At 58.2% G+C, this 14158-nt stretch carries 15 protein-coding genes and 1 tRNA gene; all 16 read right to left on the bottom strand.

Features of this window, described 5'->3' with window-relative positions; translation table 11 throughout:
- Nucleotides 1–10 precede the first annotated feature (10 nt).
- Nucleotides 11–760 (bottom strand): hypothetical protein, encoded by a 750-nt coding sequence (locus tag HMPREF0326_RS09800; protein WP_008684147.1) that lies wholly within the window; start codon nt 758–760, stop codon nt 11–13.
- Nucleotides 757–1482, bottom strand: a complete 726-nt coding sequence (locus HMPREF0326_RS09795) for a hypothetical protein (protein WP_008684149.1) — start codon at nt 1480–1482, stop codon at nt 757–759. Before HMPREF0326_RS09795 ends, HMPREF0326_RS09800 begins: the two co-directional genes overlap by 4 nt.
- 189 nt (nt 1483–1671) lie before the next feature.
- Nucleotides 1672–2034, bottom strand: coding sequence for a DUF488 family protein, N3 subclade (locus HMPREF0326_RS09790; RefSeq protein ID WP_008684151.1), 363 nt, complete (start codon nt 2032–2034; stop codon nt 1672–1674).
- A gap of 10 nt (nt 2035–2044) precedes the next feature.
- Nucleotides 2045–2434, bottom strand: coding sequence for a hypothetical protein (locus tag HMPREF0326_RS09785; RefSeq protein WP_020990478.1), 390 nt, complete (start codon nt 2432–2434; stop codon nt 2045–2047).
- 121 nt (nt 2435–2555) lie between these two features.
- Nucleotides 2556–2813, bottom strand: a complete 258-nt coding sequence (locus HMPREF0326_RS09780) for an alanyl-tRNA synthetase (RefSeq protein WP_008684153.1) — start codon at nt 2811–2813, stop codon at nt 2556–2558.
- 95 nt (nt 2814–2908) lie between these two features.
- Nucleotides 2909–4267 carry a putative antirestriction adenine methyltransferase gene (locus HMPREF0326_RS09775; RefSeq protein WP_008684155.1) on the bottom strand — a complete coding sequence of 453 codons (1359 nt, stop codon included), beginning with the start codon at nt 4265–4267 and terminating at the stop codon, nt 2909–2911.
- Nucleotides 4264–5040 (bottom strand): ParB N-terminal domain-containing protein, encoded by a 777-nt coding sequence (locus tag HMPREF0326_RS09770; protein ID WP_008684156.1) that lies wholly within the window; start codon nt 5038–5040, stop codon nt 4264–4266. The genes HMPREF0326_RS09775 and HMPREF0326_RS09770 overlap by 4 nt, the downstream gene beginning before the upstream one ends.
- On the bottom strand, nt 5037–6713 hold the full coding sequence (locus tag HMPREF0326_RS09765) for a hypothetical protein (protein ID WP_008684157.1): 1677 nt from the start codon (nt 6711–6713) through the stop codon (nt 5037–5039). Before HMPREF0326_RS09765 ends, HMPREF0326_RS09770 begins: the two co-directional genes overlap by 4 nt.
- A gap of 225 nt (nt 6714–6938) precedes the next feature.
- Entirely contained in the window at nt 6939–8561 is a 1623-nt protein-coding gene (locus HMPREF0326_RS09760) for a DNA primase family protein (RefSeq protein WP_008684158.1), read from the bottom strand.
- Nucleotides 8562–8935: 374 nt separating this feature from the next.
- Nucleotides 8936–9012: transfer RNA gene (locus tag HMPREF0326_RS09755), tRNA-Arg, on the bottom strand.
- A 471-nt stretch (nt 9013–9483) separates the two neighbouring features.
- Complete coding sequence (locus HMPREF0326_RS09750; RefSeq protein WP_232224927.1) at nt 9484–10008, bottom strand: hypothetical protein; 525 nt, start codon at nt 10006–10008, stop codon at nt 9484–9486.
- 165 nt (nt 10009–10173) lie between these two features.
- A complete protein-coding gene (locus HMPREF0326_RS09745; RefSeq protein WP_008684160.1) occupies nt 10174–10632 on the bottom strand; it encodes a PTS sugar transporter subunit IIB in 459 nt (152 codons plus the stop codon).
- Between the two features lie 3 nt (nt 10633–10635).
- Nucleotides 10636–11079 carry a PTS sugar transporter subunit IIA gene (locus HMPREF0326_RS09740; protein ID WP_008684161.1) on the bottom strand — a complete coding sequence of 148 codons (444 nt, stop codon included), beginning with the start codon at nt 11077–11079 and terminating at the stop codon, nt 10636–10638.
- 34 nt (nt 11080–11113) lie between these two features.
- A complete protein-coding gene (gene rapZ, locus HMPREF0326_RS09735) occupies nt 11114–12067 on the bottom strand; it encodes an RNase adapter RapZ (RefSeq protein WP_008684162.1) in 954 nt (317 codons plus the stop codon).
- 76 nt (nt 12068–12143) lie between these two features.
- Complete coding sequence (gene hpf, locus HMPREF0326_RS09730) at nt 12144–12683, bottom strand: ribosome hibernation-promoting factor, HPF/YfiA family (protein WP_008684163.1); 540 nt, start codon at nt 12681–12683, stop codon at nt 12144–12146.
- 37 nt (nt 12684–12720) lie between these two features.
- Nucleotides 12721–14151: an RNA polymerase factor sigma-54 gene (rpoN, locus tag HMPREF0326_RS09725; RefSeq protein WP_008684164.1), complete on the bottom strand. Its 1431-nt coding sequence runs from the start codon at nt 14149–14151 to the stop codon at nt 12721–12723.
- Nucleotides 14152–14158: the final 7 nt, after the last annotated feature.

The raw sequence follows: 14158 nt of genomic DNA, 5'->3' as shown, positions 1-14158 counted from the left end.
CCCCCATGCGTCATTCATCCTCAGGCTTGGGAATAAGACAAAAATCAGCCGCCCAGACATAGGGGTTGACGCTCCATGCATGGGGGCCACTATCATACAGTTGTTGCCAGATATGCTTGAATCCCAAAATGTATGTGCTTGAAGAGCAGTGCGCTCCGTTGATGAAATCAGCCGCGTCCATATCAAATTCCGGCATACTGCCCTCGGCCTTGGCCTCCGCCTCGGAAATGTCCTGAACTCTAACCATCTTCACATCAGTCACACGCCCGAACAGGCGAGCGTATTTTCTGGGCATGTGAATGGAAGCTCGCCAGTGGGGTATGTCACCCTTGTCCGCCATTTCTCCCGAAAATCCGTCTCCGTCACAAAACTCCACGTTACTGTTCGCACGGTATGCAATGACAGTCCCGTCATAGTTCCACCGCTTGTTCCCTTTTTTATCCTTATAGAAAGTGGGCGGCTCAATAAGCTGCTCTCCTGGACCTACAGGCATGGGGTCGTCGGTAGACGGGGACACTGCCAGAAGCTCTACCCATGTCTCTCTCGCCCAGAGGACATCACCAGGGCGCACCGGAGCATGAAATACCGCGCCTGTCGCGTCCTCCCACGCATATTCGCCCTGATATGTGATCTCCCCGACCGGTTGTTTACGAAGAGGCCAACGGGTAGCTGTTTTTCTACCGTCCAGCAGGGCGCGAATCATGTCCGCGGTAAAAAGCCTGGGATACCATTTGAAACAGCTTCTTTTTTGTGTGCTCACTGTTCCTCCCCCTGTTCCTCTTCGGCTGCGGCATCAAACGTCACTTCAAATTCCATTTCCCGGCTATATTCATTGAAGGCTTCGTCAAAGATGCCTTCCAGGGCTTCGATCAGCGCCGCCCCTTTCCGGGGATTGCCGTCCACCGTGGCCACAAGGTCGAGATTTCGCGCCTCAAAGGCCGTCTTAATATTCGAGGCCAGGGCCACGGCGCGCGCCGCCAGTTCCAGATGGACCTGTTCCTTGGGCACGAATTTGCCTTTCTTCACCGCCAGGTCGAACTCTTCCCGCTCCGCAGCCGCCACGGCCTTGCGGATGTCCGCCTCTTCCTTGCGGCGCTGGCGGTCGGCGGCTTTTTCCGCCACGGCGTCGGGCGTGCCGGACATCGGCAGGCTGGCCATGTAGCGGTCCACGTCCCGTTGTTTGAACGTGCCGTCGGGCTGTTTTTTCAGGCGGCCCAGGCCGATGTCGCTGTACAACTTTGTTTTGCCGAGCTTGCGCCCGTTTTCGTTCACATAGGCCAGTACGGCCCGCCAGTCCTTGAGATTCGTTGTTGCCTGCATTGCGCTCTCCAGCATTCTGGAGGCGCGGTCCAACGCGGCAAGGTTCGCCTGTGAAGGATCGTCCAGGGCTGCGCGCTTGGCGTTTTCCTTGGCGGTCAAGAGCACCTGCACGTCCGTGCTGGCGCTTTTGGCAAGCAATTCCTCCACGTTTTTCTCCGGCATGTTCTCTCCGGCAAACCCGCGTCCGTCGTTGGAACGCGGGGTTCAATCCCGGCCACGGCTCTCGCTCATGGCTCCCTCCGTTGATTTTCAAAAACGGAGGGGATAGGCTCACAAATGGCGCTTGGTGGGCCTCATCCCCTCCAAGTCCAGGAGGTGACAGACCCCCCAGTCTGTCGCCTCCACCCGTTTTTAGAGCAGCGACGCCTGTTCAGGCTTGGCAATACTCCATTCGGGTACGTCCCAACCCAATTCCTCCTTGATGAATGCCGCCAACACTCGGCGGTGACATTCATCCGGGTTCTGTTCAAAGCAGCACAGTATGGGGTCGGGCGTCTCTGCCTCAATTTTTTTCAAGTACACATGCAAAGCCGTGGCGTTGGGAAAACGAGAATTCAAATCCCGGCGGTACGCTTCCGCCCAATTGTCAGCCTTGGGATTCGTCGGCGCGAGCATGGGCGCGCGCGGCCCCTGCCAGTAGCGCGGAGGCCATTTGGCGATGCTCACCTTACGGTCGCGCGGGGCCTTGCTGCTGAAAAAGGATGTCTGAATCATTTCATTCTCCTCAGAATGGCACTTCGTCCACTTCGGTTTGCTTCGCGGATGTCTCATCTCCCATATGCTCCGCAAGAAGCTGTTCATAAAAGCGTTCCTCGACAGGGCCGCGCGGGGTGTAGGCCAGCAGGAAATCCACGAGGTCCGACGTGCTCTCGAAACCGTACCGCTCGGACACGATGTCCAACGGGCTGATGTTCGGATCGTGCGTCAGCAAGTTCGGCATACGCTGATTGATTTCCCTGATGGTTTCCTTGCCGTGGTCATACAGCGCCGAGTCGATTTTGATCCGGTCCCACCAGATGTCGTCATAGAGCTTGTAGTGTTCGCGGGTCATTTCACGGGCCATTTCCCGGCACTCCTTTTTGATGGCGCGTAGCGTCTTTTTGTCGATGTCCACGGCTGGCTCCTTGACTTTTGGGGTCTGCGGAGCCAACCTTCCTTTTGCATGATGGTGGTCGGTTAGCTCCGCCGCTGTCTTTTTTCCTTTGGGGGGCGGCAAGTGGCATTGCCGCCCTTCTTTATTTGTCCGACATGCCGGGCAGCAAAAACTGCCCCTTGCTGCCAGCCTGCCTGATGTCGGACAGACCCGGCAGCACGAACTGATTGCCGAGCCCCTTGTGCCAGAGCGTGCGGGGTCGGCTGTCCCGCCAGATGAGACGCAGTGCGATGGCGAAGTACAGCTTCACGCTGCCGCCGAACTTTGCGGCGCCCTGCCGGGCCAACGCCCAGGCGTCGTTCATGATGCGAGCCAGAAAGGTACGGCGAGAGGTTTTCATGGCGGTTCTCTTTCTTGATGTAAGTTGTTGATTTCGCATAAGAAAACAATACCATAAAAACCTCCCGCGTACAGTAAAAAATGCTGTAAAAACGCCTAGTTATGAAATTTTTTCAGCCATGCGGCATAGCCGTCCGCAAGGCTCCATAGCCCTAACTCACCGTAATAATTGAGACGGTAGCCGCCTGAATCCGGGTCTTCCAGTCGTTTGTGCAGCTTGTAGACGCCTCGGTACTTCATGCTCACGGGATGGTGGGAAAAGGCCGTGGTCACGGCGTAGCGGACATCATCCTTGAACGTGGCGTCGATGAGCTGCTTGACCTCATGGCTCTGGCACAGCATGAGCACCAGCTTGGCAAGGCGCGGCTCCACACTCGGCACAGCCAGGTCCGACCGCTGGTAAATCTGATGGCCGGGCTCCGGCAGCGCCCAGGCGTATTTGGTCAGGTTGAAGTCGAGCTTGCCGATAATTTTTTTGTCCAGGCAGAGGGCCAGGGACAGGGCCACGTCGGCGAGAAAGTAATCGACGCGTGCGGACATGAAGAGTTCGTTCATCCGCACGGTCTGCTTTTTGTCCATGAGGATGATACCGGGCGTTTCCCGGCCGGTGAGAAACCGGTCGCCCGGGAAGATGGGGCCTGGACTGCGGGAGGTCAGATAGCCACGTGTGACCACGCGCCGCTTGCTGTGACCGGCATAGGCGTAAGTGATGCTCTTGCGCCCCTTGTGGACCACGGCCACAGGCTCGCCGAGGAGCTTTTCGACCTCCGGCAAGGGGCGCTCCATGATGATCATCCACTCGCGGAAAGACGTGATTTGCTGGTAGATGGGCACGTCTTTGAAGCTGATTTCCGTGTACTCTGGAGTGGACCACTGTGCCGAAGCCGCCAGCACCCGCTCCTGATTGATATAGTCGCGGGAGCCGAAGGTCGGCGGCACGATGAAGACAGCATGGTCCGGGTCGTGCTCGCTCAAAAAGGCGGCGGCGTCCTGGGGGACGTAGGCGAAGCCATCGCCCCGGTTCAGGTGAGCGCGGTACGCTTCCAGCTTCGCCAGCGTCTTTTCCATGAGCTGCGGCCAGTTGCGCCGGTAGTTCGCCAGCATTCGCCGATGCCAGACATTCTGATTTTTCCAGATCTGCCGCAGGTCCAGCATGATGGATACCGAGGCCGCGAGATGCGCGGGGTCCGAGAAGTCCAGCAAGCCGCGCAGATGCTCCGGACAATCCTCGCGCTCGGCGACCGGGAGCGTGTTTCCGGCCAGATATGCGCCCAGGGCCGACGTGTAGAGCGTGATGTCGCAGCCGGAGATCCGGCCCTGATAGCCGCCGGAGCGGAGCGCCGCGCCCACGGTAAAATTGCCCGCACAGGGCAGCAGCACCGGCACGCTGATTTCATCGGCATACGCGGCCAACACCTTGCGCAACGGCCCGGCTATGGAACCGAGAAAACTCATTGCGCGGCCTCCTTCGGCGTTTCGGCGGCCTGCTTTTCGAGATAGTCCGCGGCAATCTCCATCAGGCGGGTCATAGCCAAGGAGCTGTCGCGGATTTTTTCGGCGTTCTTCACATCCGCGATAATCCGGGTAAAAGCCTCATACTGCTCTGCCGGGCAGACGTGGACCGCCGAGGCCCGCTTGGCGGCATCGGCCAAGAGGTCGAGAATTTCCGAAAGCTGGTCGCGTTCGCCGTCGGTGAACATGAACGTGACCATGTGCGCCGGCACCTGGGGCGTGGAGAAGTTGACCAGCTCCACATCGCCGAGTTCTTTGATTTCCTCACTGTCCAGGCCGCTGTACAGCTTGTCCTGTACGGACTCGATTTGCGCCCACAAGTTGGCCAGAATGCTCTGGTCATCCTCGCCCACCAGAGCGTTGTGGGAGAGCTGAATGGCGATGCGTCGGCTCTTGTCCAGTTCCTCGGTGATGGCCAGCACAAGGATGTGCGGGATGCCCGCCTCAATGCTGGCCTTGACCCTGTGGTTGCCGGAGAGCACTTCCAGTCTGCCGTCGTCGTGGCGGTAGCACAGGGGCACGCTGGACAGGCGTTTGTCCGCCGCGATGTTGTCCCGGAGCTGGCGGAACGTCTCGCGTTTGAAGAAGCGGGCGTTGTCTTTCAGGAGTGTCAGGGACGCCGGGGCCACCACCATGAGGCACATCCCCTCACCAAACATTTCCCGGCTGAGGGCCGCCAATTCTTCGTTGCGTTGTAAAAAAATGTCTTCGCTCATTCGTTACCCCAGATGTGCAAAAGGTTTTCAGAGGTGATTTTCATCTCCGCATGGTCGGACATCCACTGCCAGAGCACAGACGAAGTGTTTTGGAACCGCCAGAACACCTCAAAGCGCTCGGCGTTTTTGCGGCACCATGTGTAATCGCGGTCCCACGAAAAACCTGTGCTGTCGCCGTGTTCGTCGCGGAATTTGGTGAAGGTGACGGGTGCGCCCCGCCACAGCAGATAGGCGCGGGCCACGTCCACCGGCACAAGGTCAAGAGGCAGACAGGACGGCAACGCGGCCCGCAGCCTGCACAGTTCGTCTGCTGTGAAAGCGTCTTCCGTGGCCCAGGCCCAGGCCGGAGGGGGCGTGCCCATTGCCTCCCTGGCACGCATCTGCGCAGAAAGGCCCGCAGGGCCGCTTCCTTTTTCGGGAGAAGCCGTTTTGGGCTCCGCCCCGCCCCCCACATCCAACGGACCAGACGGCAAAGTGTCCAATTGTCCATTTTCTCCATTATCTTGCGTGGATATACAACAGTGTGATATGCTGCCTCCGCAGAGTGCCGTCTCCGGAATGGCGATGGTTGACGGCAGGGCCGCAGCCACCCATTCGCGGATGTCCACGCCCATGCCGTAGGCCTCGCCGGGGTCTTTCCCCTCCGGGGTGGGCCAGCGCAGGGAAGCGGGATAGGTCCGCTCCCAAAAATCCACACCGTCGGCGCCGGGTTCGTCGTAGTCTAGGGCGATGCAGACGCGCACAGCCTCGCGGAGCCGGGCATGGGAGGCCATGTCCGGCTTGCCGCGGTTGGTGCGTACAGCCATCGCGCCGATGACGCCGCCCGTGGCGTGGTGGATGAGCATGGCGTCCAGCTCGGCCTCGGTCACAAAGTAGGCGGACATCGGGGCGGGCCGCGAGGAGCGCAGGAACAGCGGCGCTTTGCAGGAGCCTTCCAGTTCCATGTACTTCGCAGCGCGTGGAGCCAGGTCTTCCTTGTGCCGCCGGAAGCGCAGGTTCAGCACGCGCCCATTGGCGGCGACGGTCGGGATGACGATGCCGCGCGGGATGAAGAGCTTAGTGTGCTCTCTGCCGTCGTCGTCGGTACGGGGGGCCAGCCCCAGGGCGGAGCGGGCGCGGTAGCGTCCGGGATATCGCGTGCCCTCGGCGGGCAGATAGCCGATGCGGTAGGCCCGGACGGCCTCCTCGTCGATGCCGCGCGCCGCCAGCCAGTTCAAGGCGGCGGGCTGTTTCCAAATTCGTTCTTCCGCCTCGGACAGCAGCTTGGCTGCGTAGGCGCACCACACGTCCGAAGGCTCCGGCCATTCGCGCGGAGTCCATGCCGAAGCGGCGTCAACACGGTGAGGCTCCGCCGGGGCCCGACGGCGGCGATGAACGGGGCGTCCCCCCTCGATGCCGAGTTCCGCCAGCGCGGCCTTGAAGTCGAGTCCGTCGATTTTCATGAGGTACGCTATGGTGTCGCCGCTGGCACCGCATCGGCGGCAAGACCAGATGCCCGTGATGTTGTGAGATGCGCAGGTTTCGCCCAGGCTTTCAGAGCGATCCGGCCAGACCATGAAACGGTCGGACTTGCCCGGCTCCCCGCCGCACAGCGGGCAGGGGCCGTTCCAGCCGTTGCCCTGGCGCTTCACTGCCGCGCCAAAACGGGATTGATAGAGGTCGAGAAGCTGCATCTGTCCGCACCTGTCCGTTCTTTGTTTTTCTTATCTCTTTATTTTATTAGTATTTTTATGAATATGGACAGGTGGACAGGTACGCGATATAGGCCATGCGCACCTGTGCGCCTGTACGGGTGATGTGGAGAAATACCCTTGTCATCTGTCCATCTGTCCATTTGCAATCTTGCCTTGTGATTTCATATGGTTATGGCTCTCATATGGCGGACGGTTGCGGACAGATCATTTCTCGGCCCGGTAGTCGGCCAGGGCATTTTCACCCTCGGCGTTCAGGCGGATGCCCAAGCGCCAAGACCCATTGCTGCGTTTGTACGGGATGTCTTTTTTATTCAGCATTTCCGCGAACTTCTTGGCGGAAATGCTGAACCGTTTATCCCGGTTCCGCGCGTACCAGATACAGAAGGCTTCGTGCAGATCCGTCGATGAAATGCGGGTTGCGTAGGCGTCGGGGTTATCCTGATGGGATTCCTGTTCGCACCAGTCGGTTATGAACAAGCCCACATCATCCCAAGAGGCGCGTTGCTCACGAGTCCAGTTCTTCACCTTGTCGGGGATTTTCAGGCCGTCGCGCAGGTACTCCATGCAGCCCCGGACCATGCGGGCCAGCACGCCCTTGGCCTCTGCGCAGATTTTCTCATTGAGGTCTTTATCCGCCGGGCGCTCATAGGGCTGCTGTGGTTCCTCGACAAAGGAGAGCGGCCACTTCACCAGTACGGCGCGAGCCCAGAACGCGGCGTCGTCGGCCTTGGCCTTGGGCAACTCGTTGGTGGTCATGATGGGCAGATGGGTCTGGAGCCACGTCGTTTGCTGCTTGTCTTGCAGGCCCCGCGCCGTGACGTAGCCGCCGCCGGTGAGCTTTTTGAGCTTGGCCAGGGCAAAGCGTTGGCCCTCTTCGGCTTCGTTGATCCATGCCAAGCACATGCCGCGCAGGGCCAGCACGTCGGGCGAGGGGGCCGAACTGTTGCGGGTCTGCTGCATCTGGAGGAACATTTCGACGGGCACGTCGCCGGAAAGGGTTTGGCCCAGGACGTGCGTCACCAGTTTGATGAGGGTATCCTTGCCGTTGCGCCCATGCTCGCCCCAGAAAATCGTGAAGATGTGGTCGCGGCGCTCGGTAACGAGGCCATAGCCGAGCAGCCTCCAAATAAAATCGACAAGCTCCTGATCGCCATCCATCGACGACAGCAAAAATTTGTTCGTTTCCGGGCAGGGGTCATCCTGCTCCAAGAGCGCCGGGTCGTACTCGGTAACGATGGCGTTGAGGATGTATTCCTCAGGTCGTCCGGGCCGAAGCTCGCCGGTGCGCAGATCAATCACGCCATTGGGACAGGCTTTGACGTAGTGGCGTTGGTCGATGTGCTTGGGCAAAACCACCAGCGGATCGCGGATGCGGCGCACCATAAGCATCAGTTTTTCCTGTCCGTTGGTGTCCCGGAGCAGGTTGACGCGCCGCAAGGCGGCATCAACGAGGCTCTGAATTTTGGGCTTGTCTTCCTTGTCGGCTTCGTCAGCCTCCGTTTGTTTGTGCTCCGCAAGGCGCAGATACAGCTCGCATACCTCTTCGATACGCTGGAAAGCGGCCTCATAATCGTCCTCAATCCAATGATGCCCGCCCCATATCAAAAATCGCTCCCAGTATTTGACATAGATGACCGTATCACGATGCAGTCGGCAGTAGAGCTTGGCGTCACCGACACGATTCTCGTTGAGGTAGCCCAACAGGTGTTCGTCGGAGATTTCGAGCTGCTTCACGGCCACGGGCTTTACTTTTGCGTCCCGCTTTTTTGTTTCCGCATCACGCCGTTGCTCGACCTTGAGCCTGATGTCGTCTTTTTTCTTTACCATTACCATAACCAACTTATTTATATTGATAAAAATAAGAAAAGAGCAGACAAACGACATTCCGTTTTTCCGCTCTTTCCATTCCGCATATCGCGACCAAAGTCTGAGGTGCACGCCGCGTTGCTAACCTGCACATGGGGGAAGGACCCGCAGACATGAGTCAAGCACGGGTTAAAATGAGGACTCGGGCTGCGCCACAGTTGATTACTCTGGTGCGGCCGAGTTTTAGTGTGGGGGGTCTGGGGGGCGTTTCTCTGCGCTATTGCGCTGAGGGAAATGGAAGGATGGGCACCATATGGGCACCAAGAATCCCATAAGGCGTTAAAAATGACATCAGGACGCTTCGTGTTTCTGCACGTAACGTCCTGATATAAATATGGTGCGCCCGGCAGGAATCGAACCTGCGACCTACAGCTTAGGAGGCTATCGCTCTATCCAACTGAGCTACGAGCGCGTCGCCCCACTTGTAGGGGCTCTTTTTACGCATGTCAAGAACAGGGCTGCTGGAGGCCAAGGCAGACGCATCTAATTTCAGCTTTTGCTGACCTCTTATTTGACGGGATTATCCGTCAAAACCAGCCTTTTTGGCGCTGGCGACGTCATCTGGGGCTTTTTGCTGCTCATGTACTTGAGTACATTCCGCGCAAAAAGCGCCATTTTCCTTGCCAGCGCCGAAAAATCTTAGTTTTTAGGATTCTCCCGGCACCAGCCATCCGCCTGCGCTTCGCTCCGGCGGAGCAAAGGTGGCTTTGCCTAACTCCGTAGCGTGGTCAGATAATTCTATTAACTATTTTAAATAATTAAATTATAAACACGCTGGCCGCGTTTTTTTAGATGCGTCTGCCCTGTGCTGGAGGCTCGGTCTTGTCCATCCGTATCGGACAAAACGGGCTATGCAACACTGGGAAAACGGTATCCCGAGCCCTCAGGGCAGGCTTTTCTGTCCGGCCCAGATCAGCAAGGCCAAGGCTCCCAGGCTGCAGGCCAACACCATGTACGCGCGTCGGGTTCGCAACGAAAGTACCGCGCCCATCAGGGCCGCTCCGTACAGCATGGGCCAGCTCAGTACCGACAGTTGCGGCAGGGCCTGGCGCGCCGACAGCACGGCGATCAGGCAAAATAACAGGGCGTAACATACGACGTACAGCATGAACTGCCAGAAGGCCCGAAGCAAAACAACATGCAGAACAGCTTGACCGGGCGTAAAGGCAAAACAATCACCGGCGCACCAAGCTTCTACCCTATCCACTAAATAATTTTCATGGATGCGCAGGCTGCGCTCCATAAAACCGCCCAAATAGGCGGCCAGAATGACCAGTATCAGGGGCAACAAAAGAGGACCCGGCCGGTTCAGCCCGAAATGCGAGGCCAGAGGAAAAAGCAGCAGAAAGCTCAGGCTGCCGAAGGGGGGCACTACGCTGCCCAACTCCAACACATCCAGCCAGAGCAATTCAAGAATGATGCCGAGTGAGAGCGCCAGAGCCCAATCGGAGGTGTAAAAGCCCGTGATCAGCGCGAGGCATACGGGCCTGTCCAGCAGGCCGATGATGCATGAGGAACGAGCCGCCCCAGCCAGGACAAAAAAAAAGCGTACGGAAGCCCCGTGTATATCAGCTCAGAAAAGTTGATCATAAGAGCCTCGTACGTTTTCAGTGGGAACGCAGCGGAAGTCCAGTTGCACAAGGTGCTGCTGAATAATGCGTAAATCTTCCCTGTCCTGTGCTGAAAGCGCCACATGGGGCAGTAATTGCAATTTGTCCGGCCCGTAGTGCAGATTGCCCATATTGAGCACCGGCATTTCAATGCCCTCATCACAGGCCCGGCGGGCATCCTGGCAGTTGGCGAAAAGCACGAAGCTGTCGTCTCCGCAGGCATCCAGTGTGGCAGCAAGTTCGCGCACCGGGATAAAATGAGTGATTACGCGCTGGGGTATGGCCAGCTCCACAATCTGCCGGCGTAATAGATCCGTAGCCAGTTCGTCATTGGCCACTACCAGATGTTTGGCGCCGGTATACGGCAGCCATGCCTCGATCACCTGCCCGTGTACCAGGCGATTGTCCACGCGAAACCACATTGCTCAGTCGCCCGTTTTGTCACGGGCCTTGTTCCGCAACATGCTGCCGGCCACCACAATACCTTTGGCCCCGGCTTCACCGGCGATGCGGGCCAGTTCGTTCAGCTCTTTGTCGCGGGACGTGAACACCTTCAGAAGCATGGGCAGATTGACGCCGGTCACCACTTCCACCTTATGGCTGCCCAACAGGGAAAGGGCCAGGTTGGTGGGGGTGCCGCCGAACATATCCGTAAGAATAATAACGCCCGCGCCCTTATCCAGGCGTTGGGCCGCGTCGTCCAAACGGCGCACTGTTTCAGAAACTTCATGCGCCACGTCAACGCTGATGGAACTGCAATCGCTCAGCGGTCCCAAAATAAATTCGGCCGTACGCAGCATGGCAGAACCGTAGTCCGCATGGGAGACCACAATGATCCCGACTTGTGTCGTCTTGCTTTCATCCGTCATGGCATTCCTCACGGTTCACAATCTGCCAGCTTTTTCAGCCAAGTTCAAGGTGCCGGTGCTCCAGAGAGGTCGGGTAGTCCGCCTGGCGAAGCGCCTGTGACAATTCTTCGGCCATGGCCACCGAGCGGTGCCGCCCGCCGGTGCAGCCCACGGCGATGGTAATCCGGTAGCGGCCTTCGGCCTCCATCAGGGGCAACATGAAAAAAAGCAGGTCCAGCAGTTTCTTGCGGAATTCCACCGCGCTGGACGAGGCGAAAACATAATCGGCCACGGGCTTGTCCTTGCCGCAAAGGGGGCGCAGCTCTTCCACAAAATACGGGTTGGGCAGAAAGCGCAGATCAAAAACCGTGTCGGCTTCTCGGGGCACGCCGTACTTGAAGCCAAAGGAAATCACATTGACGCGGATAGCGCGCAATTTGTCCTTGTTGCCGCTCCAACGCTTTTGAATGGAACGCCGCAGGTCATGGATGGAAAAACGCGAAGTGTCGATAACCAAGTCGGCCATTTCCCGCAAAGGGCGCAGGCGGTTGCGTTCGGCGGCCAGGGCGGCTTCAAGGCCCATGCCCTCCCGCTCCAGCGGATGCGGGCGGCGGGTGGTGGCGTAGCGGCGCATGAGCTCCTGCGCGTCAGCCTCCAGAAACAGCAGAAGCGGACGGATACCCTTGGCGGCCATAACGCTCAGGGCGTCGTTGATTTCATCCGGGAAATTGCTCTGACGCATGTCCATGCCCAAGGCAATGCCCATGAAATGACTCATGGAAGGGCGTTCCATCATAGCGGCCATTTCCGGGGCCAGACTTGCGGGCAGACCGTCCACGGCGAAATAGCGCAGATCTTCAAAAACCTGCACGGCCGTACTTTTGCCCGCGCCGGAAAGACCGGTGACAATACAGACCTGCACAGGGCGGTCATGGGCGACTTTGGGCGTGTCAGCAGATGAATCCGGATCGGACGGGCTGCGGCAGGGGGGCTGCTGTGACGTGCTCATACGTATACTTCACTGGGAGCCACCGGGCCGATCTTCGTGCGAAGACAGGCCCGGCGGAAAAAGTATGGCGGAACGGCTACAACACGGGATCAATCAGGGCGTAGCCTGTAGTGCGCCGACGGTAAACCACATTGACGCGATTGCTTTCGGCATTGAGAAAGACCAGAAATTCGCTGCCGATGGAATCCAGTTGCATCAGCGCCTCATCCAGGTGCAGCGGCTTTGGCGCGAAGCGGTCCGTGCCCACCACGGTCTGACTTTCCTCGGGCTGGGCTTCCAGATTGTAGGTAAAGACGTCCACATCGGCATTGCGGGCCTTACGGCGTTGTTCCTTGACGCGGGACACCTGACGCTTGATCTGGGCTTCCACCTTGTCGGTCACAAGGTCGATAGCCGCGTACATATCGGAGGTCTGCTCGGTGGCGTTGATATGCAGGCCCTCGCCGGAAACGGTCACTTCGCAACGATGGCGGAATTTATCCACCGTCAGCACGACGCTTACTTCCAGACCCGCGGACTTGCCATAAAACCGCCCCAACTTTTCCATGCGGCGGCGGGCATACTTCTTCAAATGATCGGAGGCCTCAAAATTCTTGAAGGCGAAAGAGATATTCATGCGTTCCTCCTTGGGATTGCAAAGCACCGCTGTGAGATCAGAAGTGCTCCTTACGCCGTGACGACGAGGGAATGTCCAGCGCCGTGCGGTACTTGGCCACCGTACGCCGGGCAATATTCACTTTCAGGCGCTCCTTGAGCATTTCTCCGATGCGTTCGTCACTCAAGGGGGCCTTGGAGTCTTCATCGGCTATGAACTTCTTGATCAGCGCCTTAACGCTTTCCGAGCCGACCTGACTGCCGTCGTCCAGCTCAAGGCCGCTGTTAAAGAAGAACTTCAGCTCAAAAATCCCGTGGGGCGTCGCCACGTATTTGTTGGTAGTGATCCGGCTTACGGTTGATTCGTGCATGCTGATATCATCGGCAATGTCTTTCAGAATCAGCGGAGCCAGTTTGGTGACGCCGTTTTCAAAAAACGGCTGCTGGTGGCGCACAATGCTCTCCACCACCTTGTACAGCGTACGCTGGCGTTGATACAGGCTCTTGATCAGCCAGGAGGCCGAGCGCATTTTTTCCGTACAGTATTCCTTTTCCTTATCCGAGGAAGATCCCATATTCATCTGGCAGAGCGAGGAAAGCTGCAACTGCGGCAAACCGTCTTCATTGAGCAGAATGACGAATTCATCGCCCATCTTGTACACAAAGACATCCGGGCTCACATAGGTGGGTTCGCCGCCGCCGAAACTGGCGCCGGGCAGTGGATCAAGGCTCTGGATGATGTTCAGATATTCCTTGAGTTCCTCCATATCCAGCTTGAACTTGCGCAGCAGAGGCTTGTAGCGCTTGGCCTCCAGATCTTCCAGATGGGACTGGACCAGATCGAGAAGAATGGGATCCCGGTCATAGTTCAGATTTTTCAGCTGGATCAGCAGACACTCGCGCGCGTCGCGCGCGGCCACCCCTATGGGATCAAAAAGCTGCACTCTTTCCAGCACCGCCCGCACCTCGTCGGGCGTGGATGTGGTCATCTCCGCGATTTCTTCCAAGGTGGCCTGCAAATAGCCGGAGGAAGACAGATTGCCGATGATGACCTCGCCGATTTCCTTTTGCGCCTCGGTCAGCATGGAAAGGCGCAGCTGCCAGAGCAGATGCCCTTCCAATGTGGGCTTGGCGGCATAACGGGCTTCCAGAGGAGAAATTTCTTCAGCCGCTTCAAAGTCACGCGGCTGTACTTGGCGCGGAGTGCTGGCGAACTCGCCGAGATAGTCCTCCCACGAGGCATCCTTGGCGAGTTCCTTGTCGTAGACCTCTTCTTCAACGGCCTCCCGGCGCTCTGTCTGGGAGGCCTGATCCGAAGAAGACTCATCACCCGAGAGCTCCTCAAGAAAAGGATTGTCCAGCATCTCCTGCTGCACGGTTTCCAGTAGTTCCACGCGCGAGAGCTGAAGCAGCTTGATGGCCTGCTGTAACTGCGGCGTCATGACCAGTTGCTGAGCCAATTTCAATTGCTGACGAAGTTCCAGTGCCATGTCTGCT

The sequence above is a fragment of the Desulfovibrio sp. 3_1_syn3 genome (genome assembly GCF_000145315.2).
GTDB classification, from domain to species: Bacteria; Desulfobacterota; Desulfovibrionia; order Desulfovibrionales; family Desulfovibrionaceae; genus Desulfovibrio; species Desulfovibrio fairfieldensis.
Note: the sequence above shows the minus strand (reverse complement) of the source record. Positions and strands in the feature narration are given on the sequence as shown.